Below are 20,443 nucleotides of genomic sequence, written 5' to 3' on the forward strand. Positions count from 1 at the left end.
TCCTCCCTCCCGCCCCGGCGCGGGGGGGGGCGCCCCCCCCCCACGGCCGGAGGGCCCGTGCCCCGGCCCGCCCGGCGGGGACACGGGCCCGGCTCTCAGGCGGCCAGCCAGGGGCCGTCCTCGGTGCCGTCGGTGGGAACCCGGCCGTCCTCATTCACCCGTTCGGGCGTGTCGCCCGCCACCGGCCCGGCCGGCGGTGTCCTCGGCGCTGCCGGGCCGGCCGCGGTTGCGGCCGCTGCCGTCCCGATGCGCGCCTCGATCGGACTGAACGTCCCCTCGGCCCGGTCGAGCACGTAGGCCTGGGCGGTCGCGAAGTCGAAGTACATCCCGACCAGCCGCAGGGTGCCCTCCTCCACCCGGCGCTCCACGGCCGGGTTGGCCAGCAGCTGGTCCAGCTGCTGGACCACGTTGGTGATGCAGAGCTGCTCCACCAGGTCCACCACCGGCCGCGCGTCGAACCCGGCGGGGACCCGGCGGAGCCGGTCCAGCGAGCCGCGGCCGTTGCGCAGCCAGCGGGCCAGCGGGGTGGGCGGCCCTGGGCGCTCGTGCACGCCGTCCAGCAGGGCCTTCATCGCGCCGCAGCCGGAGTGGCCGCAGACCGTGATCGAGCCGACCTCCAGGACCTCGACCGCGTACTGCACCGCGGCCGCCACCGAGTCGTCGGCCGCGCCGGGCTCGTACGGGGCCGGTACCAGGTTGCCGACGTTGCGGACGGTGAACAGGTCCCCCGGGCCGCTGTTGGTGATCATGCTGGTGACCATCCGGGAGTCCGCGCAGGTCAGGAACAGCTGGGAGGGTGTCTGCCCCTCCCGGGCCAGCCGGGCGAGTTCGGGCCGGATCAGCGGGGCGGTGTGCTGCTGGAACACCCGGACGCCGTCCAGCAGCCGGCCGTGCGGATCCTCCTGCTGCTCGATGCAGTGGTGGCCGACCCAGGGCGTCCAGGCCCGGCAGCGGTGCGGGCCGGGTGAACTGCCCGCCCGGACGGTGCCGTCGGGGTCGAGCACCTCGTCGTCCCTGCGGCGCGTCACCATCGAGACCCGTCCGCCCGCGGCCTGGTGGCCCGTCCGCCAGCTGTGCAGCGTCTCGTACGCGGCGTGGTCCAGGAAGGATCCGTCGTGGACCACGGTGACCTCGGCGCCGGAGGGGATCCCGGCCAGCGCCCGGCTCAGCCGGGGCACGGCGGTGAAGGTGAGCGGCCCGTGCGTCTGGACGGTGACCGCGCCGGCCGGGCCGGCCAGCACGTCCACGTGGGCGCGGGTCAGCCGGTAGAGCGCGAGCAGCACGGCGGTGCCGGCGCCGAGCGCGACGCCCCACAGCACGCCGAGCGCCACCACGCCGAGCACGGTGGTCAGGTAGACCGGGAACTCGCGGTGCCGGTGCACGTTGCGGATGTGCGCGAAGCTCACCATCTGCAGCCCGACCACCAGCACCAGCGCGGCCAGCGCGGCCAGCGGGATCCGGCGCAGCCCGCCGGTCAGCGCCAGTGCGGCGGCGAGCACCCAGACGCCGTGCAGCACCGAGGACCACCTGGTCTGGCCGCCGGCCCGCACGTTGGCGGTGCTGCGGACGGCGCCGCCGGCGACGGGCAGCCCGCCGACCAGCCCGCTGACGATGTTGGCCAGGCCCTGGCCGCGCAGTTCGCGGTCGAGGTCGCCGGTACGGCGGGACATCCGGTCGACCGCGACGGCGGACAGCAGCGACTCCACGCCGGCGACGGCGGTGACGGTCAGGACGGCGGCCAGCACCCCGGCCAGCGGGCCGTGCGGCAGTGCGGGCACGAGGGCGTGCGGCTGCCAGGCGGGCAGCCCGATGTGGGCGAGCCGCAGGTCCAGGGCCAGGGCGAGCGCGGTCGCGGTGGCGACGGCGGCCAGCGGGCCCGGCACCTTGGCCAGCCTGGCGCCGAACTCGCCCGCGCGGCCGGGGAGCCGGCCGAGGCGGGGCCAGCCCAGCAGGACGGCCACGGTCACCGAGCCGGCCAGCAGCGCGGGCGGGTGTGGACCGGCCAACTGGCCTGGCAGCGCGAGGAGGTTGGCGATCGCGGAGCTCTGCGGGGAGCCGCCGAGGACGACGTGCAGCTGCGCGATGGCGATGGTGAGCCCGACCCCGGCCAGCATGCCGTGCACGATGGCGGGCGAGACGGCGAGCGCGGTCCGGGCCACCCGGCGCAGGCCGAGCAGGAGTTGGAGCAGCCCGGCGGCCAGGGTGATGGCGCAGGTGGCCCGCCACCCGTACTGGACGATCAGTCCGGCGGTGATCACGGTCAGTGCGGCCGAGGGGCCGCTGACCTGGAGCGGGGTGCCGCCGAACAGTCCGACGACGATGCCGCCGACGGCCGCGGCGGCGAGGCCGGCGGTGAGCGGGGCGCCGGTGGCGAGCGCGATGCCGAGGGAGAACGGCACGGCGATCAGGAAGACCACCAGGGAGGCGGAGAGGTCCTGGGCCCAGCGGGCCTTGGTGCCGGGGCCCGGTGGTGCGTGGTCGGTGGTGTCGGAGGCGATGGGGGCGCTGGAGATGTCGAGGGTCACTGTCTTCCCGTCTGTCCGGGGGAACGAACGCAGTCAGGTCCGGCGGTGGGTGGGGCTCCGGGGCGGATCGGCTGTCGTGGGTCGCGACGGTGTGGCGGGATGGCGTGGGCGCGGCGGGGAGTGCGGGTGTCACCGGCCGGACCTCGACCATCAGGGCCCGCCAGGGGCCTGGGCGAGGTGCGGGACGTCTCGCCGAGGGCCGTCGGGACGGACCATCAAGACTCGGTAAACCGAGGGTAATGAAAGCTTTGCACAGCGTCATTCCGGGAGGGAAGGGGAAAACCCCCTTATTCACCCCATTGGGTGGTGTTCGAACCGCTGGGGATCTGCTGGCGGCGCCGGGCGGTCCGGACATGCGGAACGGGCCGTGGCCCTCCCCGGGGAAGGGGGGAGGGCCACGGCCCGTTCGGGCGGAGCGGCGTCAGACGTGCGCACCCGCCGGGGCGGGCCGCTCGCCGCCGACCCCGAGCCCGCCCAGCACGAAGGTCTCGTCCACCTGGGTCGCGAGGTCGACGCCGACCTTGGCGTTGGCCCAACTCTCCGCGTTGCGCACGTGGAAGAGCACGGCCTGCTCGGTGTAGCGCCGCACGTCCCGCCGCCCGTACGCGGCCTCGGCCTCGGCCCGCAGTTCCTCCAGGACGGCCCGGTTGGCCGGCTCCAGCGACTTCAGCGGCGGCTCGGCGCCCTGCTCCAGACGGCGCACCCAGTCCGAGTGCCCGAAGGTGGTGAGCAGGTCGTCGCCGACCTCCCGGCGCAGGAACGCCAGGTCGTCCGGCCCTTGCACCTTGTTGCCGATCACCCGCAGCCGGACGCCGAAGTCGCGGGCGTAGTCCTTGTACTGGCGGTAGACGGAGACGCCCTTGCGGGTCGGCTCGGCCACCAGGAAGGTCAGGTCGAAGCGGGTGAACAGGCCGGAGGCGAAGGAGTCCGAGCCCGCCGTCATGTCGGTGACCAGGTACTCGTCGGGGCCGTCCAGCAGGTGGTTGAGCAGCAGTTCCACCGCGCCGACCTTGGAGTGGTAGCAGGCCACCCCCAGGTCCTCCTCGGTGAAGGCGCCGGTCGCCAGCAGCCGGACCGAGCCCTCGTCCAGGGCGATCGGGCGGGCGCAGGCGGCGTAGACCGGGTTCTCCTCGACGATCCGCAGCAGGCGCGAACCCCGGCCGGGCGGCGTGGTCTTGATCATCTCGTCGGCCGAGCGGATCAGCGGATTGCTGCCGCGCAGGTACTCCTTGATCTCCGGCAGGTGCGCGCCGAGCGAGGGCAGCTCCGCGGCCTGGGCATCCGTCAGACCCAGGGCCGGGCCCAGGTGCTGGTTGATGTCGGCGTCGACGGCGATGACCGGCCGGCCCACGGCGGCCAGATGGCGGATGAACAGTGCGGACAGCGTGGTCTTCCCGCTGCCGCCCTTGCCGACGAAGGCGATCTTCATCTGGGACTCCGGCTCTCGCTCTGGGCCCGCGCTCGGGGGCCACCTGCTCAGGGGTCGCACATGCCGAGGCCCCTAAGTGGAAATAGTTATCGTCTCCGATAGTGGCCATGCTAGCCGGGGTTTGGGCCTCCTCGGCGGAGGGAAGTGAGGATTGCCTCTAACGGGTGATCCGGGGTTGCTGTTCCGGGAGGGGCCGGCTGTTCATTACTCTCGGGTAGGTGAGCACTGGAACAGATCCCCTCGCCCCGCTGGCCCAGCTCCCCGGGGTGCCCGACGCCGTGGCCGAGGTGCGCAAGGCCGTCGACCGGCTCTACGGCCACCGGGTGATGCGCCGCCGCGCGGCCGAGGTCACCTCCGAGTCCGCGCTGCGCGGCGCCCGCGCGTCGGCGGCGCTGGCCGGGGCCGACTGGCCGCTGGAGGAGGTCCGGCGCCGCAGCGACTTCAGCGCGGACCCCGAGGCCCGGATGGTCGGCGCGGCCCTGCGGATCGCCGCCGAGGCCGGTCAGCTGCTCAGCATCTGGCGGCACTCGCCGCTCCAGGTGCTGGCCCGGCTGCACCTGCTCGCCGTCGGCGACGGCGAGCCGTCCGCCGGGCGGCCCCGCCGCGCGGGCGAGGGCGTCGAGGAGCTGTTCCCGCTGGGGCTCAAGCCGGTGGAGAGCGTCGAGGTCGCCCAGGTGGACGAGCCGCTGCCGGTGCTGCCGCCCGCCCCGGGTGCCGAGGAGGTCGCGGCCCGGCTCGACCAGCTCTCCCGGCTGCTGGTGGCGCGCGCCGAGGGCCAGGGTGTGGGGACGCCGGCCCTGGTGGTCGCCTCCGTGGTGCACGGCGAACTGCTCGCGCTGCGGCCGTTCGGCGCGTACAACGGCGTGATCGCGCGGGCCGCCCAGCGGATCGTGCTGCTCGCCGAGGGGCTCGACCCGAAGTCGATCTGCCCGGCCGAGGTCGGGCTGGCGGAACTCGGCACCGACGCCTACCGGCGGGCCCTGGCCGGCTACCTGGCGGGCACGCCCGAGGGGATGGCGGCCTGGATCGCGCACTGCGGGCGGGCGCTGCGGCTCGGGGTGCGGGAGAGCACGGCGGTCTGCGAGGCGATGCAGCGCGGGATGGTCTGAGCAGGCGCTGGCGCTTCCGGCGCTCCTGGCGCTTCTGACACGAAGATGCGGCGGCACCTGATCCTGCCTGGTGCCGCCGCTGGTGCAGATACCGGGTGACCATGCATGCACCGGAAGTGCTGATCAGACGGGGATCCTGCCCGTTCGTCTGGTCCAGCGGCCCGACAGCGGGTCGGCTGCATGTGGGTGCTCGGTTATCTGTACACGCGGTCCGTGGGGCCTTAACTGCGTTGTCGGTTTGACCTCTTCGGGTCCTGACCGGGTCTCGCGGGCCGTGCTTCATTTGTATCGCGTTTCGGGCGAAAGGGGAACCCGAAAAGTGAACTCTGCGCTGATTGTCTGATTTGCCTGCGTTGCGGGGCCCGCGGCGGGCGGCTCAGGCCTCCGGACGGCGCCGGTGGGCCAGGTACCAGATGACCCCGGCGGTCACGGCCGCCGTCCCGATCGCCACGGCCGTCAGCACCGAGCCGCTCGGCGCGGAGAACTCCGGGAGCCGCCGCCGCAGTTCCACCGGCCGGTCGAAGACCAGCACCGGCCACTCCCGGGCCTGGGCCTCCTTCCGCAGCGCGCGGTCGGGATTGACCGCCGACGGGTGGCCGACGGCCTCCAGCAGCGGCAGGTCGGTGGAGGAGTCGCTGTAGGCGTAGGACGCGGCCAGGTCGTAGCCCTCGGACTCGGCCAACTCCCGGATGGCGGCGGCCTTGTTCTCGGCGTAGGCGTAGTACTCGATCTCGCCGGTGTAGCAGCCGTCCTCGACCTTGAGCCGGGTGGCGATCACGTGGTCCGCGCCGAGCAGCGCGCCGATCGGCTCGACCACCTCGGAGCCCGAACTGCTGACGATCACCACGTCCCGACCGGCCGCGTGGTGCTGCTCGATCAGTGAGGCGGCCTCGTCGTAGATGATCGGGTCGATCAGGTTGTGCAGCGTCTCCGCGACGATCTCGCGGACCTGCTGGACGTTCCAGCCGCGGGTGAGCGAGGAGAGGTACTCGCGCATCTTCTCCATCTGGTCGTGGTCCGCGCCACCGACCAGGAAGACGAACTGGGCGTACGCGCTGCGCAGTACGGCCCGACGGTTGATCAGACCGCCCTGGTAGAACGGGCGGCTGAAGGCCAGCGCGCTCGACTTGGCGATGATGGTCTTGTCCAGGTCGAAGAAGGCCGCCGTGCGCGGCCCGCCCGGCTTGGGGCGAACGGGTGAGCGGGTCTGCGCGGGCCCGGTGGCCTCGCCCGGGGACTCGTCGGCGTGGTCGTCGGCGTTCTCGGTGGTGTCCACGGGAACCGAGGATAGAGGGAGCCGCAAAACAGGCCGCCATTCGGTGTACTCGTGGGCGTGCGGGTTTGTGTTTCTGGCCGCTCGGGTACACCATGGAAGTCACGGATCGTTCGCGACCGTGCTAACCCGGTCCGGCTCCTCCCCCCCGAGTCGGGCTGTGGATAGACGACCCCCGCTCTCCCCCCCGGCGGGGGTCGTCGCACGTCCGGGGCCATTTTCAGGGCCTGAAGGCCCTTCGCGGCGAGCGCCGCGGCCGCCCCGCCGACGGTGTACAGGGGGTGTCGACACCCTGGTCCACTGACCACCTTTCGTCACTCTGTGTCGCCATTTGCTCATGGCTGCCCATGGCTCTTCGGCTGGTTCCGATCGGTGGGCCGGGCTGCTGCGGCGGGGTGTCCGAGCGGCCTTCGGGAGGGTTCGCCGGGTGACCGGCGGGGGGCGCGACGGGCTTCCGGTTCGTCTCCGTGATCCCCGATCGTCAATTCTTTGACGATTAATCCCCCGCCCGGGTGAACGTTTTCCTCCACAGCCCACGAGTTATCCACAGGGATTCGCATCGTGGATGACGGAATCCCGATCTCCCCCCACCGTGATGGTCGGCGGCGGTCGCCGGGCGGATCTCACCTCCCTCTCTCCCACGAGGTCTGCCGGGCGGCCGTTCGCCGGAACCGTCCGACGTGCGCCCCGGACCGCCCCTGGCGGCCGTCGGCGCAGAGGGGAGCCCGCCATGTCGACGCCGATCGCCGACCACGCCACCACCGAAGGGCCCGGGGCCACCGGTCCGCTCGTCGTCACCGAGGACGAGGGCCTGGCCGAGCACCTGCTGCGGCTCTGCGCGGCCGCCGGCACCGAACCGAGGCTGATCCGGGGCGCACCACCGCCGCGCGAGCTCTGGGAGGGCGCCTCACTGGTGCTCATCGGGGACGACCAGGCCGCCCGGTGCGCCGGGCTCGGCCGGCGCGGCGGGGTGCTGCTGCTCGGGCTGGACCTCGACGACGCCGGGGTGTGGGTCAGAGCCGTCCAACTCGGCGCCGAGCACGTGCTGTTCCTCCCCGACGCCGAAGCCTGGCTGCTCGACCGGATCGCCGACGCGGCCGAGGGCGCCGGCTCCCCGGCGCTCACCGTCGCCGTGCTCGGCGGCCGGGGCGGGGCCGGGGCCTCGACCCTGGCCTGCGCCCTCGCGGTCACGGCCGCGCGGGCGGGGCGGCGGACGATGCTCATCGACGGAGATCCGCTGGGCGGCGGCCTCGACATCCTGCTCGGCGGCGAGGCGGCCCGCGGGCTGCGCTGGCCCGATCTGGCCGGTTCGCGCGGGCGGGTCAGCGGGGTCGAACTGGCCAGGGCGCTACCGGTGCTCAAACGGATCTCCGCGCTCTCCTGCCTGTCCTGGGACCGCGGCGACACCCTGACCGTGCCGCCGGAGGCCATGCGCAGCGTGCTGGCCGCCTCCCGGCGGCGCGGCGGGCTGGTCGTCGTCGACGTGCCGCGCCATCTCGACGCGGCCGCCGGGCAGGCGCTGGAGCAGTCCGACCTGGCGCTGCTGGTGGTGCCGGCCGAACTGCGCGCGGTGGCCGCCGCCGACCGGGTCGCGGCGGCCGCCCGGATGCGGCTCGGGGACGTCCGGGCGGTGGTGCGGTCACCGCGCACCTTCGGACTCCCGGCCCACCGGATCGCCCGCGGGCTGCGGCTGGAACTCGCGGGGGAGTTGGAGCCGGAGCCCGGCCTGGCGGAGGACGTCGAGAAGGGCGTCCCGCCCGGCATCCGGGACGGCGGCCCGCTCGCGCGCTTCTGCGAGACCTTCCTGGACGAGGTGTTGCCGCCGGTGCCGGCGGTCGGAGGAGGTGTGTACTGATGGTCCGTCTGCGCAGAACAGGCCCCACCGTGCGGGCGGGGGGCGGTCCGAAGAGCCGGGGCGACGGTGCGCGGGAGCACCGGCCGCTCAGGAGCGTGCCGCCGCCCGGCGGGCCACCCGAAGCGCCGCGCCACCCATGCCCGTACGGGCGCACCGCCCGGGAGGAGCGGACGGCGGAGCTGGTGGACGCGGTCCGGTTGCGGCTGGCCGAGTCGGGTGCCGCCCCGACGGCGGGGTCGGTCGCGGCCGTGCTGCGGGCCACCCGGCCGCCGCTCGGCGGGGACGAAGTCCTGGACACCGTGCGCTCGCTGCGCGCCGAACTGGTGGGTGCGGGCCCGCTGGAGCGGCTGCTGGCGGCGCCCGACGTCACGGATGTCCTGGTGAACGGTCCGGACGAGGTGTGGGTCGACCGTGGCGGCGGCCTGCACCGGGCCACCGGAATCCGGTTCGCCGACGCCGAGGCGGTACGGCGGCTGGCCCACCGGCTGGCCACCGCGGCCGGACGGCGGCTGGACGACGCGCGGCCCTGGGTGGACGCCCGGCTGCCGGACGGCACCCGCCTGCACGCCGTGCTGCCGCCGATCGCGGCCGGCTGCACGCACATCTCGCTGCGGGTCTGCCGGCCCCAGCCGTTCACGCTCGACGAACTGGTGGCGGGCGGGGCGCTGCCGCCGGAGGGCGCCGGCCTGCTGGCCGGCATCCTGCGGGCCAGGCTGTCGCTACTGGTGTCCGGCGGGACGGGCACGGGCAAGACCACGCTGCTCGCGGCCTTGCTCGGTCTGGTCGGGCCGGAGGAGCGGATCGTCATCGCGGAGGACTCCGCCGAACTGCGGCCGGCCCATCCGCACGTCGTCCGGTTGCAGAGCAGACCGCCCAACCAGGAGGGGCTGGGTGAGCTCACGCTGCGGGACCTCGTCCGGCAGGCACTGCGGATGCGTCCGGACCGGCTGGTGATCGGAGAGGTCCGCGGGGCCGAGGTGTCGGACCTGCTGGCCGCGCTGAACACCGGGCACGAAGGCGGATGCGGCACGGTGCACGCCAACACGGCGGCGGACGTGCCGGTCCGGCTGGAGGCGCTGGGCTCGCTCGCCGGGCTCGACCGGCCCGCGCTGCACAGCCAACTCCGGGCCGCACTCGACCTGGTGGTGCACCTGGTCAGGGAGCCGGGCTCGGGGCGCCGCCGGGTGGCGGAGATCCACACGTTGGCCGCCGGCCGTGACGGCCTGGCCGTCACCACCCCGGCGGTGGAGTTCCCGGTGGCGGGCGGTCTGGTCCCCGGGGCGGGTTGGGAGCGACTGGTCGGGCTGCTGGCGGTGCGCGGGGTATCGCTCGCTGCGGGGCCGACGTGACGGCGGCGGTGGCCGGGTTGGCAGGTGCAGCCGGGTTGGCAGGTGCGGCCGGGTTGGCGGGTGTGGCCGTGCGGGCGGCGGAACTCGCGTTCGTCCTGCTGCTGGGCGGGTGCGCGGCGGGCGCCCTGACGCTGCTCGGGGCGTGGAACAGGAAAGACCGACGACCGGGAGGGTCCTGACGTGATGAGTGATCAGAGTTCTTTCTGCTGGGCATTGGTGCTGTGCCTGCTGGCCGTCGCCGCATGGCGTGCGGTGCAGGAGCAGCTGCCGGGCGGTCGGCGGTACAGGCTGGTGCTGGCCGGCAGCGGGCCCCCGCCCGTTCCGGTGCCGGGCCCGCCGGCGGTGACTGTGGGGCGCGCCCGGCCGCGGACGTCCGACTGTCTGGCGCCCGAACTGTTGCTCCTGCCGGTGGGGTTGGCGGCCGGGCAGGCGACCTCCTCGCCGCTGCCGGTGCTCGCCGCCGGGCTGGCCGTACTGCCGCTGCGGCGTTGGCGGCTGCGACGGCGCGTGACGCTGGAGGCCGGGCGGCGGGCGGCCGCCGTGGTGGAGCTCTGCACAGGGCTGGCAGGGGAGTTGCGCGGCGGGGCGACGCCGGAGCAGGCGTTGCACCTGGTCACGGCCCGCCTCGCGGCCGACCCGGACGGGCTGCGCCGGCTCGGCGAGGAGCCGGTGGCGCGGCTCGCGGCGGGCCGGTACGGCGGGGACGTGCCCGCCGCGCTGCACCTGCTCGCCGAACTGCCGGGCGGGAGCGGGGCGTCGGCGATCGCGGCCTGCTGGCGGGTCGCCTCCGACGGCGGATCGGGGCTGGCCGTCGCGCTGGACCGGGTGGCGGAGGCGCTGCGCGGCGAGCGGGCCCTCGCGGAGGAGGTCGCCGGGGAACTGGCGGGGCCGCGGACCACGATCGCCGTCCTGGCCGCCCTGCCGGCCGCCGGGCTGCTGCTGGGGGCGGCGCTCGGGGCCCGGCCGGTGGGCATCCTGCTGCACACGCCGGCCGGGCTGGGGTGCCTCGCGGCGGGGGCGGCACTGGAGGGCCTGGGCGTGCTCTGGACGGCGCGCATCGTCCGGGCGGCGGCTCAGGGCGCTCAGGGTGCCCTGGAGGCTCCCCGGCGGGCTGCCGGGGCGTGGGGCTCTGGTGGTGGCGGGAGCTGCGGGCTCTCACGGGTACGGGCGCGGGCGGAGGTGGTGTCGGGGTGATCCGGGGAGTCGGGTGGGTGATCGCCGGGGGTCCGGTGGTGGTGGCCGGTGTGGTGCTGGTGCGCGGGTGGGCGCGACAACGGCGGCTGTTCGGGCGGGTGTTGGTGCGGGTGCCGCCGGCATCTGGTGGCGGCGGTCGTGGTCGTGGTGGCGGGCGTTGGCGGCCTGTGGCCCTGGCCGTGGGCGCCGGGGCCGGTGCGACGGTGTTGCTCGGCGGCGCCGTCGGGGTGGTCGTCGGGGCGCTGCTGGCGGCGGGCGTGCACCGCTGGTCGGCCCGGGTGCGGTCGCCGACGGAGCGGCGGGCGGTCCTGGAGGAGGAGCTGCTGACCAGGCAACTCCCGCTGAGTGCGGAGCTGTTGGCGGCCTGCCTCGGTTCGGCGGCCTCACCCTCGGCAGCGGTGTCGGCGGTCGGCCGGAGCGTGGGGGCACCGATGGGGCCCCGACTGGTCGCGATCGGTGCCGAACTCGCCCTGGGCGCACCGCCGGAACTGTGCTGGAGCCGTCTGGGCGAGCAGCACCCGTCGCTGGCCCCGCTGGCCCGCTGCCTGGTCCGGACGAGCCTCGGCGGGGCTCCGGCGGCCGGGCCCTTGATCGGGCTCGCGCAGGGACGGCGGACGGCGGCGGCCCGGGCGGCCCAAGCCCGGGTCCGCCGGGCGGGGGTGCTCGCCACCGCTCCGCTCGGGCTCTGCTTCCTCCCGGCCTTCGTCCTGATCGGCGTGGTGCCGGTCGTCATCGGCCTCACCACCCGCTTCGCCCAGGGCGGGTGAACGCGGGGCCGCGCCAAGCGGATCGGCGGCGGAGCCGTGGGCAGCGGCGTCGGCGGCAGCCGCGTAGGCGGCATCGGGGACATCGGTATGGCGGGGCATCGGTATTTCGGAATTTCGGAGACAGGAGAGATTCATGACTGCAGCGATCGCAACGAGGCCCGGCAGCGGGCGCGCGCTCCGTCAGGCGCCCGGGGTGTGGCGGCGCAGGAGCCGCTGGGCGGCCCGCCGGATGCGCGGGATGGCCCGGAGCCGGGGCCGGTCGGACGCCGGGATGACCACGGCGGAATACGCCGTCGGCACCTTGGCCGCGTGTGCCCTCGCGGCCGGGCTGTACAAGGTGGTGACCAGCGCGACCATCATGGGGGCGCTGACCGATTCACTGGAACGGGCGCTTCATGCGACCTAGCGACCGTCCGCGAACTCCCGCCTGCGCAGCGGTGTTGGGGAATGCTTCTCGTCGCGTTGCCGTCGGCCGGCAGGCGTCCCCCGGCCTTCAGCCGGGAGGTGCCCCCTCCGCGTCGTGCCCCTCCGCTGCCGTTCGGTGCGCGCACCCCGACGCCGCCGCGCACCGCCTCCGGGCGAATGGCGGGAGACCGAAGGCTCGCCCTGGCCTGGCGGCGGCACGTGGTGGCGGGCGGGCGCGGTCGCTGCGGCCGGGCCGTCGCGGCGATGCGGGCTTCGTCACGGCGGAGACCGCGGTGGCCCTGCCGGCGCTCGTCCTGCTCGCGGCGATGCTGATCTGGGGCGTACTGGCGGCGGCCGCGCAGATCCGCTGTGTGGACGCGGCCCGGGTCGGGGCCAGGGCGGCCGCACGCGGGGAGGCGGACGCCGCCGAACTCGCCCGCGCGGCCGCGCCGCCGGGAGCTCAGGTGCGGGTGGCGATGGCGGCGGAGGTGGTGCGGGTGGAGGTGGACGCGCCGTGCGGGGCGCCGGGCAGGCTCGGCGGGCTGCTCGCGGTACGGCTGGGCGCGACCGCGGTGGCGGCGCGGGAGGACACCCTCGTGGGGGTCACGGGAGGAGCGGGAATCGCGGGAGGTGGTGGTTCATGGCCGACCTGACCGGGGTGCGGTCGGGGGCGCGGCGGTGGGCGAGGACTCGTACCGCCCGGGCGGCCGCCGTCGGCGGGCGCGGGCCGGACGCCGGTTCGGCGACGGTCTGGCTGCTCGCCCTGGCGATGCTCGGCACGGCGGTCTTCGCCGGGACGATCGCGGTCGGAGCGGTGGTCGCCGCGCGGCACCGGGCCGAGTCGGCCGCCGACCTGGCGGCCCTCGCGGCCGCGGACCGGCTGCTGCTGGACCCGGACGGCGGGTGCGGGCGGGCCGAGGGGATCGCCGCCGCGCAGGGCGCCGGTCTGGTGTCCTGCACGGTGGACCGGACGGGGGATGCCGTCGAGGTGGTGGCCGAGGTGACGGTCGGTGGGCTTCCGGCGCGTCTGCCGGTCGGCCCGGCGCGGGCGAGGGCGCGGGCCGGGCCGGTGCGGGCCGGGGTCACCGCCGCCGAGGACGGCCTCGGCGGGCCGACCGGCGGCTCGGCGGCGGGCTCATGAGCCGGTCGGCGGCCCACCGTCCGCGCTCGGCTCGGGCTTCGCCCCGGAGTCCTTCTCGGGGTCCGTCTCGTGGTCCGTTTCGGAGCTCGCTGAGGGGTCCGCTGAGGGGTCCGCTGAAGGGCCTGTTGAGGAGTCTGCTGAGGGAGTCGCCGCTCCAGGGTCCACTGAGGGGTCCGCCGTCCTGGCGCCTGCCGTCCCGGAGCCTGCCGTCGTGGGGGCGCCGGCCAGCAGGACGTCCAGCAGTTGGACGGCTGCGGCCTTGTCCAGCGGCTCGTTCCCGTTGCCGCACTTGGGTGACTGGACGCAGGACGGGCAGCCGCGCTCGCACTCGCAGGAGGCGATCGCCTCGCGCGTGGCCGTCAGCCACTCGACGGCCCGCTGGAAGCCGCGTTCGGCGAAGCCGGCCCCGCCCGGGTGGCCGTCGTAGACGAACACGGTGGGCAGTTCGGTGTCGGGGTGCAGCGGGACGGAGACCCCGCCGATGTCCCAGCGGTCGCAGGTGGCGAACAGCGGCAGCAGGCCGATCGAGGCGTGTTCGGCGGCGTGGGCGGCGCCGGGCAGCTGGTCGAGCGGAAAGTCCGCGTCCAGCAGCTGGTCCTCGGTGACGGACCACCAGACCGCGCGGGTGCGCAGCGTGCGGGGCGGCAGGTCGAGCTTGCTCTCGCCCATGATCTCCCCGGTGGAGATCCGCTTCCGGAGGTAGCCGACCACCTGGTTGACCACCTCCACCGAACCGAAGCTGAGCCGGCCCTCGCCCCAGGGAACGGTGGTGTCGGTGTCGAGCACGGAGATGGAGGTGATGTCGCGGGCGGCCGTGGTGTACGGCGGGTCGGCCGGCTCGACCAGGGCGACCGAGTTCTCCAGGTCGAGTTCCCGGACCAGGAAGGTGCGGCCCTGGTGCAGGTGGACGGCCCCGGTGTGGACGGTGGTGTGGGCGGCTGCGGCGTCCACCGTGCCGAGCAGGCGACCGGTGTCGGCCTCGACGATCTGCACCGGGCTGCCGCCGCTGCCGCGCAGGTCGACGGCGTCGGCCGCGCGTTCGCGGCGGGTCCAGTACCAGGAGCCGTCGCTGCGCCGGCGTAGCAGGCCGCGCCGTTCCAGGACGGGCAGCAGCGGTGCGGTGGAGGGGCCGAACAGCTCCAGGTCGGCGTCGGTGAGCGGAAGTTCGGCGGCTGCCGCGCACAGGTGCGGCGCGAGCACGTGGGGGTTGTCCGGGTCGAGCACGGTGGCTTCGACGGGCGCCGCGAACAGCGCCTCCGGGTGGTGCACCAGGTAGGTGTCCAGCGGGTCGTCCCGGGCGATCAGGACGGCCAGCGCGCCCTGGGCCTCGCGGCCCGCCCGCCCGGCCTGCTGCCAGAGCGAGGCCCGGGTGCCGGGGTAGCCGGCCATCAGGACGGCGTCGAGGCCGGAGACGTCGACGCCGAGTTCGAGAGCGGAGGTGGAGGCGAGTCCGAGCAGCCGGCCGGTGTGCAGCGCGCGTTCCAGGGCCCGGCGTTCGTCGGCGAGGTAGCCGCCGCGGTAGGCGGCCACCCGGTCGGCGAGCGGTCGGCCGAGCTGGTCCTGGGTCTGGAGGGCGACGAGCTCGGCGGCCCGGCGGGAGCGGACGAAGACGACGGTGCGGGTCTGGCGCTCGACCAGGTCGGTCAGCAGGTGCGCGGCCTCGGCGGTGGCCGTGCGGCGGACGGGCGCGCCGTGTTCGCCGACGTTCTCGGTCAGCGGCGGCTCCCAGAGGCCGAAGACCATCGGTCCGCGCGGCGAGGCGTCCTCGGTGACCGCCCGGGCGGGCAGGCCGGTCAGGCGCTCGGCGGTGGCGGCCGGGTCGGCGGTGGTGGCGGAGGCGAGCAGGAAGGTGGGTGACGAACCGTATCGGGCGCAGATGCGGCGCAGCCGTCGGAGCACCTGGGCGACGTGCGAGCCGAACACGCCCCGGTAGCTGTGGCACTCGTCGACGACCACGTAGCGCAGCACCTTGAGGAAGGAGGCCCAGCGGGCGTGGGCGGGCAGGATGCCGCGGTGCAGCATGTCCGGGTTGGTGAGCACGTACGAGGCGTACTGGCGGACCCACTCGCGTTCCTCGGGCGGGGTGTCGCCGTCGTAGAGGGCGGGTCGGACCCGGGGCGGGGCGAGTTCGGCGGCCCGGCGGCGCTGGTCGGCGGCGAGCGCCTTGGTCGGGGCGAGGTAGAGCGCGGTGGCGCCGCGGCCGTTGCGGGCCTCGGTGCCGTCCAGCAGGTCGCTGAGGACCGGGGCCAGGTAGCCGAGCGACTTGCCCGAGGCGGTGCCTGTGGCGATCACCACAGTCTGACCGCTTTTGGCCAGATTCATCGCTTCTGCCTGGTGCGCCCAGGGCTGCTCCACGCCGACGGCGAGGGCGGCGGCCACGATCTCGGGCCGGATCGACTCGGGCCACGGCGCATAACGCGCAGGTCGGGCGGGAAGGTGCTCCGTATGGGTGAGCCGGTCGGACCGCCCCCGGCTGGTGGACAGGGTCGTGAGCAGTGCCTCGGGCAGGCTGTGTCGGGGCGGCATGAGGACCCAGTGTGTCACCGGCGTGACGGAGAATCGTCGTAAGCCATCGTGCGGGCATGGTCGCAGGTGGTTGAATGTGGCCGTGACGGCCGGATGGCCGTGGGTCGCAGCGCCGAGGCTTGCCACGTGTGGCTGGGCGCGCCCGGGCTCGCGACCATGCGGTGGCGGCCGGCCGGCCGAGGATCGCACATGACGTAGCAAGGCAAGGTGCTGGAGGTTCCGTGGACCTGTCCCTGTCGACCCGTTCAGTCGGCGATCGTACGGTCGTCGAGGTTGGCGGCGAGATCGATGTGTACACCGCCCCGAAGCTGCGGGAGCAGCTGGTCGAGCTCGTCAACGACGGCAAGTACCACCTCGTCGTCGACATGGAAGGCGTTGACTTCCTCGACTCGACCGGCCTCGGTGTGCTGGTGGGCGGTCTGAAGCGGGTGCGTGCCCACGAGGGCTCGCTGCGCCTGGTCTGCAACCAGGAGCGCATCCTGAAGATTTTCCGCATCACCGGCCTGACCAAGGTCTTCCCGATCCACACCTCGGTGGACGACGCGGTCAACGCGACCGACTGACGCGGCCGGGCCGGCCCGTGCCCGTGGAGGCCGGCCCGTTCGTTCCAAGCGTCCGGGGTGCCGGGGCCTGCGGGCCCCGGTGCTTCCCGGCCGCCCCGGGGCCGGTTCCGCCGGCCCGCAGGGGCCGCATCGTCGGCCCTGGTCGGAGCACCCCGAAGGGGAGAGATGGCAACCGTCGAACTTCGATTCAGTGCGCTTCCGGAGCACGTGCGAACGGCCCGGCTGGTCGCCGCGGCCGTCGCGAGACGGGCCGGGGTCGACGAGTCGGTGCTCGACGAGGTACGGCTCGCGGTCGGTGAGGCCTGCTCCCGTGCGGTCGGCCTGCACCAGCGCGGCGGCATCGGTGGCACGGTCCGGGTCGCGTTGACCGACCAGGAGAAGCGTTTCCTCATCGAGGTCGAGGACGAGGCCGGCCCCGCCGCCGTCCCGGCCCCCGGCGCCGCCGAGGGGGCGGACCCGGACGAGGACACCCTCGGCCTCGCCGTGATCACCGGTCTGGTCGAGGACCTTGAGGTCACCAACGGCACGGACGGCGGCCTGATCCGGATGAGCTGGCCGGTCTCGGTCGAGTCCGTGGTGGTCTGAGGGCCCGACCTTCGGCGTGCCTCGTGTGCCCGGGGTGGTTCGGGCATCGGCCCGGTCCTCGGGGACGCGTTGAAACGTTGTTGAATCTGGCGGTTCGCTGCTTCCGGCACGACCGGGTCCGATCGGTGATCGGACCCGTCGCGACAAGGAAGCCCCTGCGGATTCGCATTCTGTGGCTGGGCGCAGGCAGGACAGGCCGCCGCCATGCTGGAGGCCGCACCCACCACCGAGGCGCTCCGGGTCGAGCTGCCGATCAGCTCCTCGGTGAGCACCTGGGGCGAAGAGGTCTACTTCGGCACGCCGGTCGGCGTGCCGCGTGCCGTCCGGCCCGGCGATCCGATCCGCCCGATCCGCGTCGAGCGCGCCCGGGCGGGGCCGGGCACCCGGTGGGGGCAACCCGGGGCCCGGGAACCGGCCGGCAGGCGGCGGACATCGGCCGTGTAGGTTCGACGACCGAAGACGACCGAAACCGAAAGGCTCCTCCCGGTGAACAAGCGACTGCTGGCCGTACCCGTCCTCGGCGCGCTGCTCGCGTTCGGCGCCGTCGGCTGCGGCGGCGACGACAACGGCAAGCAGCTGGAGTCCTGGGCGTCGAACGTCTGCGGCTCGGCCAAGGACCCGATCGTCCAGGCGCAGGCCGCGCTCGCCGACACCGCCCAGGTGAAGACCGGCGAGACCCCGACCGAGCTGCAGAAGCGGCTCTCGACGGACATCGGGCGGCTGGCCAAGACCAACCAGGACATCGCGGCGGCCATCACCGCGGCCGGGGTGCCCAAGGTGAAGGACGGCGAGAACCTGCAGAAGGACGCCGTCGCCGAGTTGACCAAGGCGGCCGACGGCTATCAGGACATCCAGAAGAAGCTGGACGCCGTGACCAACACCGACCAGTCGAAGTTCGCGGACGGCCTGCGCAGCATCTCGGACCAGATCCAGCAGTTGGCCTCGCTGTCCACGCAGGCGCAGGGCAAGCTGCAGCGCGGCGACCTCGGCGCGGCCATGGCCAAGCAGGACGGCTGCAAGCCCGCCTCCGCGGCCCCGGGTGGCGCGTCCGCCACCCCGAGCGCCGGGGCGCCCGGTGGGACGCCCGCGCCCGGCGCGACGGACGGCGCGAGCCCGTCGACCACCCCCTCCGCGGGCACCGACACCACCCCGGCTAGCCCGCCCGCCGCCCCGCCGACCACCCCGACCACCCCCGTGCCCAGCGCGAGCTGAGCCCGGGGCCGTCGGGCCAGCCGCCCCGGCGCCGGTCCGGAGGGTGCCCGACCCTGCCCCCGACCCGCCCCCGAAGACGGCCCCCGACCCGCCCCGGACCCGGCGGCCGCCCGGTCCGGGGCGGGGGACAATGGCGGGGTGATCAGTAGCCCCGTTCTCGACCAGACCCGCCTCGCCAAGTTGCGTGAGGCGCTGCTCGCCGCCTCGTTCACCGCCGATGGCTGCCTCGACCTGCTCGGGCCCACCGGCTATGCGGCGTTGGCCCGTAGCGAGGCCGTGCCGGCGCTGCGGGCGACCAGGGGCGGCAGCCCGCTGGAGACGCTGGTCCGGCTGTTCCTGCTCCAGCAGCCGGTGCCGTACCGGGTGGCCGCGGCCGCGCTGCCGGTCGAGGACTGCCTGGCCGACGGCTGGCTGCGCTCCGACGGTGAGCTGGTGCGGGCGACGGTGGACGTCCGACCGTATGCCAACGAGGTGGCCGGGATGGACAGTTCGGACGCCTGGGTGGTGTCCGACCTGGGCTGCGCGGTGGGTGGCGCGGGTGGTATCGGATCCGGCGAGACCGCGCACGGGGTGGCCCGCAAGGACCTGGTGCTCGGGGTCGGCGGCGCGTCGACGACGCTGGCCAACATCACCGTGCGCCGTCCGGTCCGGTCCGCGCTGGACCTCGGTTCGGGTTCCGGTGTGCAGGCGCTGCACGCGGCCCGGCACGCCGGGCAGGTGACCACCACCGACCTGAACCCCCGCGCGCTGCGCTTCTCCGAGCTGACCCTGGCGCTGTCCGGTTTCGAGCGGCGGGAGGCACTCACCGGCAGCCTCTTCGAGCCGGTCGGGGAGCGCCGGTTCGACCTGATCGTCTCCAACCCTCCGTTCGTGATCTCGCCGACCGGCCGGTTCACCTACCGCGACGGCGGCATGGCCGGCGACGACCTGTGTCGCAGCCTGGTCCGCTCGGCCGCCGACCACCTGGAGCCGGGCGGCTACTGCCAGTTGCTCGCCAACTGGCAGCACGTCAAGGGCGAGGACTGGCACGAGCGGCTGGCCGGCTGGGTGGCGGGCACCGGGCTGGACGCCTGGATCGTCCAGCGGGAGGTCCAGGACGTCGCCCAGTACGCCGAGTTGTGGCTGCGGGACGGCGGCGATCACCGCGGTCCGGGCGGCGACTACCAGGCCCGGTACGGCGAGTGGCTGGACGCCTTCGAGGCGGGCCGGGTCGAGGGCATCGGCATGGGCTGGATCACCCTGCGGGCGAGCGGCGCGGAGCGCCCGACCGTCCGGGTGGAGGAGTGGCCGCACCCGGTGGAGCAGCCGCTGGGCCCGCACATCGAGGAGTGGTTCGACCGGCAGGACTTCCTGCGTTCGCACGACGACGCGGGCCTGCTCGCGACCCGTTACGTGCTGGCCGACGAGGTGGTTCAGGAGCAGGTCGGCGAGCCGGGCGCGGAGGACCCGGAGCACGTGATCCTGCGTCACAACCGGGGCATGCGGCGGGCCACCAAGGTGGACACGGTGGGTGCCGGTTTCGTCGGGGTCTGTGACGGTTCGCTGTCGGCGGGCGAGATCGTGGACGCCATCGCGCAGTTGCTCGGCGAGGACCGGGTGGTGCTGCGGGACCGGGTGCCCGAGTCGCTGCGGCTGCTGACCGAGCAGGGGTTCATCTGCCCGGCAGGCTGACCCGGTTCACCTGGCGCGGCGCGCCTGCACCGCGGCGCACCCGGCGCACCCGGCGCGGCGTCCTCGGGGTGATGCACCCGGGCGCGGCGCCCTCGGTGCGGCGCCCCTGGCGGGGGCGGTCGGCGCCGGTTCACCTTCCCGTACTCCCCGGTTCGTCCGGCGGTCTCCGGTCGGCCGCCGCGCGTTGGCCCCCTGCTGTGAGGCTCTGTCCACAGGCTGTGGACAGAGCTGGGGAGCCGGGGGCCAGGGGTGGACACGACGACGGCGACGGTGGGCGGGCTGGTGCTCGCCCTCTTCGGTGGCGTGCTGCTGCTCTGGTGCGCCGCCGAGGTGCGCCTGCGCCACCGGATGCGCCGCTCGGGGGCGTCGGCGGTGGCCACGGTCGTGGCCGAGGACGAGGCGCACGGCCAGCTCGACAGCGCCCCGCTGCTCTCCTTCTCCGTCCTGCCCCCGGCCGAAGGGGCCGGAGCGGGCCGGATCGCCGAGCTGGTGCTCACCCGTCCGCGCGGACACACTCCGCTGCGCCGTCCGGACCGCTTCACCCCGGGCGCCCCGGTGCGGATCTGCTACGACCCGCGCCGCCCGAGCCGGGTGGTGCTGGCGGCCGGGGAGGTTCGCCGGGCCGCCGTCGCCGACCTGCTGTGGAGCGTGCTCGGCATGGGTTGTCTGGCGGCGGGTGCCGGGCTGCTCGTGGCGGTCAACGGCTGAATCCGGGGCGTACGCCCGACCCCGGTCGGGCTCGCCGGGAACCGGTGGCCGGCGCTCTGCGGAGGCCCCGCTGCGGCCCTCCGTGGGGCCGTCGATATTCCGTTGACAGATTTTGAAATCCGTCATTCCAT

The 20,443-nt window shown here is 74.8% G+C and carries 18 protein-coding genes; 14 read left to right on the forward strand and 4 right to left on the reverse strand.

Annotated features, from left to right (window positions below; translation table 11 throughout):
• Positions 1 to 95: 95 nt before the first annotated feature.
• Complete coding sequence (locus ACFV61_RS01105) at positions 96 to 2,525, reverse strand: SulP family inorganic anion transporter (RefSeq protein WP_380489325.1); 2,430 nt, start codon at positions 2,523 to 2,525, stop codon at positions 96 to 98.
• A gap of 421 nt (positions 2,526 to 2,946) precedes the next feature.
• A complete protein-coding gene (locus ACFV61_RS01110; protein WP_380489328.1) occupies positions 2,947 to 3,954 on the reverse strand; it encodes an ATP-binding protein in 1,008 nt (335 codons plus the stop codon).
• A gap of 218 nt (positions 3,955 to 4,172) precedes the next feature.
• Here ACFV61_RS01110 and ACFV61_RS01115 point away from each other — a divergent pair, with 218 nt between their 5' ends.
• Complete coding sequence (locus ACFV61_RS01115) at positions 4,173 to 5,063, forward strand: oxidoreductase (RefSeq protein ID WP_380489331.1); 891 nt, start codon at positions 4,173 to 4,175, stop codon at positions 5,061 to 5,063.
• A 376-nt stretch (positions 5,064 to 5,439) separates the two neighbouring features.
• Here ACFV61_RS01115 and ACFV61_RS01120 read toward each other — a convergent pair whose 3' ends face one another.
• Complete coding sequence (locus tag ACFV61_RS01120; RefSeq protein WP_380489334.1) at positions 5,440 to 6,339, reverse strand: HAD family hydrolase; 900 nt, start codon at positions 6,337 to 6,339, stop codon at positions 5,440 to 5,442.
• A gap of 727 nt (positions 6,340 to 7,066) precedes the next feature.
• On the opposite strand from ACFV61_RS01120, the gene ssd reads away from it, so the two are divergent.
• The 7 genes from ssd to ACFV61_RS01155 all read left to right on the forward strand — a co-directional run bounded on the left by ssd (position 7,067) and on the right by ACFV61_RS01155 (position 13,047).
• Positions 7,067 to 8,191 carry a septum site-determining protein Ssd gene (gene ssd / locus ACFV61_RS01125; protein WP_063348677.1) on the forward strand — a complete coding sequence of 375 codons (1,125 nt, stop codon included), beginning with the start codon at positions 7,067 to 7,069 and terminating at the stop codon, positions 8,189 to 8,191.
• On the forward strand, positions 8,191 to 9,540 hold the full coding sequence (locus ACFV61_RS01130) for a TadA family conjugal transfer-associated ATPase (protein ID WP_363370478.1): 1,350 nt from the start codon (positions 8,191 to 8,193) through the stop codon (positions 9,538 to 9,540). The genes ssd and ACFV61_RS01130 overlap by 1 nt, the downstream gene beginning before the upstream one ends.
• A 183-nt stretch (positions 9,541 to 9,723) precedes the next feature.
• Positions 9,724 to 10,734, forward strand: coding sequence for a type II secretion system F family protein (locus tag ACFV61_RS01135; RefSeq protein ID WP_380489336.1), 1,011 nt, complete (start codon positions 9,724 to 9,726; stop codon positions 10,732 to 10,734).
• 17 nt (positions 10,735 to 10,751) lie between these two features.
• Complete coding sequence (locus ACFV61_RS01140; RefSeq protein WP_380489339.1) at positions 10,752 to 11,501, forward strand: type II secretion system F family protein; 750 nt, start codon at positions 10,752 to 10,754, stop codon at positions 11,499 to 11,501.
• Between the two features lie 133 nt (positions 11,502 to 11,634).
• The gene (locus tag ACFV61_RS01145) at positions 11,635 to 11,907 is read left to right on the forward strand and encodes a DUF4244 domain-containing protein (RefSeq protein WP_380489342.1); all 273 of its coding nucleotides are present in this window, start codon (positions 11,635 to 11,637) and stop codon (positions 11,905 to 11,907) included.
• A 292-nt stretch (positions 11,908 to 12,199) separates the two neighbouring features.
• Complete coding sequence (locus ACFV61_RS01150) at positions 12,200 to 12,559, forward strand: TadE family type IV pilus minor pilin (RefSeq protein ID WP_380489345.1); 360 nt, start codon at positions 12,200 to 12,202, stop codon at positions 12,557 to 12,559.
• Positions 12,547 to 13,047 carry an Rv3654c family TadE-like protein gene (locus ACFV61_RS01155; RefSeq protein ID WP_380489348.1) on the forward strand — a complete coding sequence of 167 codons (501 nt, stop codon included), beginning with the start codon at positions 12,547 to 12,549 and terminating at the stop codon, positions 13,045 to 13,047. The genes ACFV61_RS01150 and ACFV61_RS01155 overlap by 13 nt, the downstream gene beginning before the upstream one ends.
• Here the strand turns inward: ACFV61_RS01155 and ACFV61_RS01160 are convergent.
• Positions 13,042 to 15,573, reverse strand: a complete 2,532-nt coding sequence (locus tag ACFV61_RS01160) for a DEAD/DEAH box helicase (RefSeq protein WP_380489350.1) — start codon at positions 15,571 to 15,573, stop codon at positions 13,042 to 13,044. The two genes, ACFV61_RS01155 and ACFV61_RS01160, sit on opposite strands and share 6 nt — an antisense overlap.
• A gap of 221 nt (positions 15,574 to 15,794) precedes the next feature.
• Between ACFV61_RS01160 and bldG the strand changes: the two genes are divergently transcribed.
• The 6 genes from bldG (at position 15,795) to ACFV61_RS01190 (ending at position 20,312) form a co-directional block, all read left to right on the forward strand.
• On the forward strand, positions 15,795 to 16,136 hold the full coding sequence (bldG, locus tag ACFV61_RS01165) for an anti-sigma factor antagonist BldG (protein WP_049659132.1): 342 nt from the start codon (positions 15,795 to 15,797) through the stop codon (positions 16,134 to 16,136).
• A gap of 165 nt (positions 16,137 to 16,301) precedes the next feature.
• Complete coding sequence (locus ACFV61_RS01170; protein ID WP_063348694.1) at positions 16,302 to 16,721, forward strand: ATP-binding protein; 420 nt, start codon at positions 16,302 to 16,304, stop codon at positions 16,719 to 16,721.
• 204 nt (positions 16,722 to 16,925) lie between these two features.
• Positions 16,926 to 17,165, forward strand: coding sequence for a cyclophilin-like family protein (locus tag ACFV61_RS01175; protein ID WP_380489353.1), 240 nt, complete (start codon positions 16,926 to 16,928; stop codon positions 17,163 to 17,165).
• 42 nt (positions 17,166 to 17,207) lie between these two features.
• Positions 17,208 to 17,933, forward strand: coding sequence for a hypothetical protein (locus ACFV61_RS01180; protein WP_380489355.1), 726 nt, complete (start codon positions 17,208 to 17,210; stop codon positions 17,931 to 17,933).
• Between the two features lie 138 nt (positions 17,934 to 18,071).
• Positions 18,072 to 19,604 (forward strand): methyltransferase, encoded by a 1,533-nt coding sequence (locus tag ACFV61_RS01185; protein WP_380489358.1) that lies wholly within the window; start codon positions 18,072 to 18,074, stop codon positions 19,602 to 19,604.
• Positions 19,605 to 19,853: 249 nt separating this feature from the next.
• Positions 19,854 to 20,312 (forward strand): DUF3592 domain-containing protein, encoded by a 459-nt coding sequence (locus tag ACFV61_RS01190; protein WP_063348697.1) that lies wholly within the window; start codon positions 19,854 to 19,856, stop codon positions 20,310 to 20,312.
• Positions 20,313 to 20,443: the final 131 nt, after the last annotated feature.

Source organism: Kitasatospora sp. NPDC059817, from assembly GCF_042731835.1.
GTDB lineage: Bacteria > Actinomycetota > Actinomycetes > Streptomycetales > Streptomycetaceae > Kitasatospora.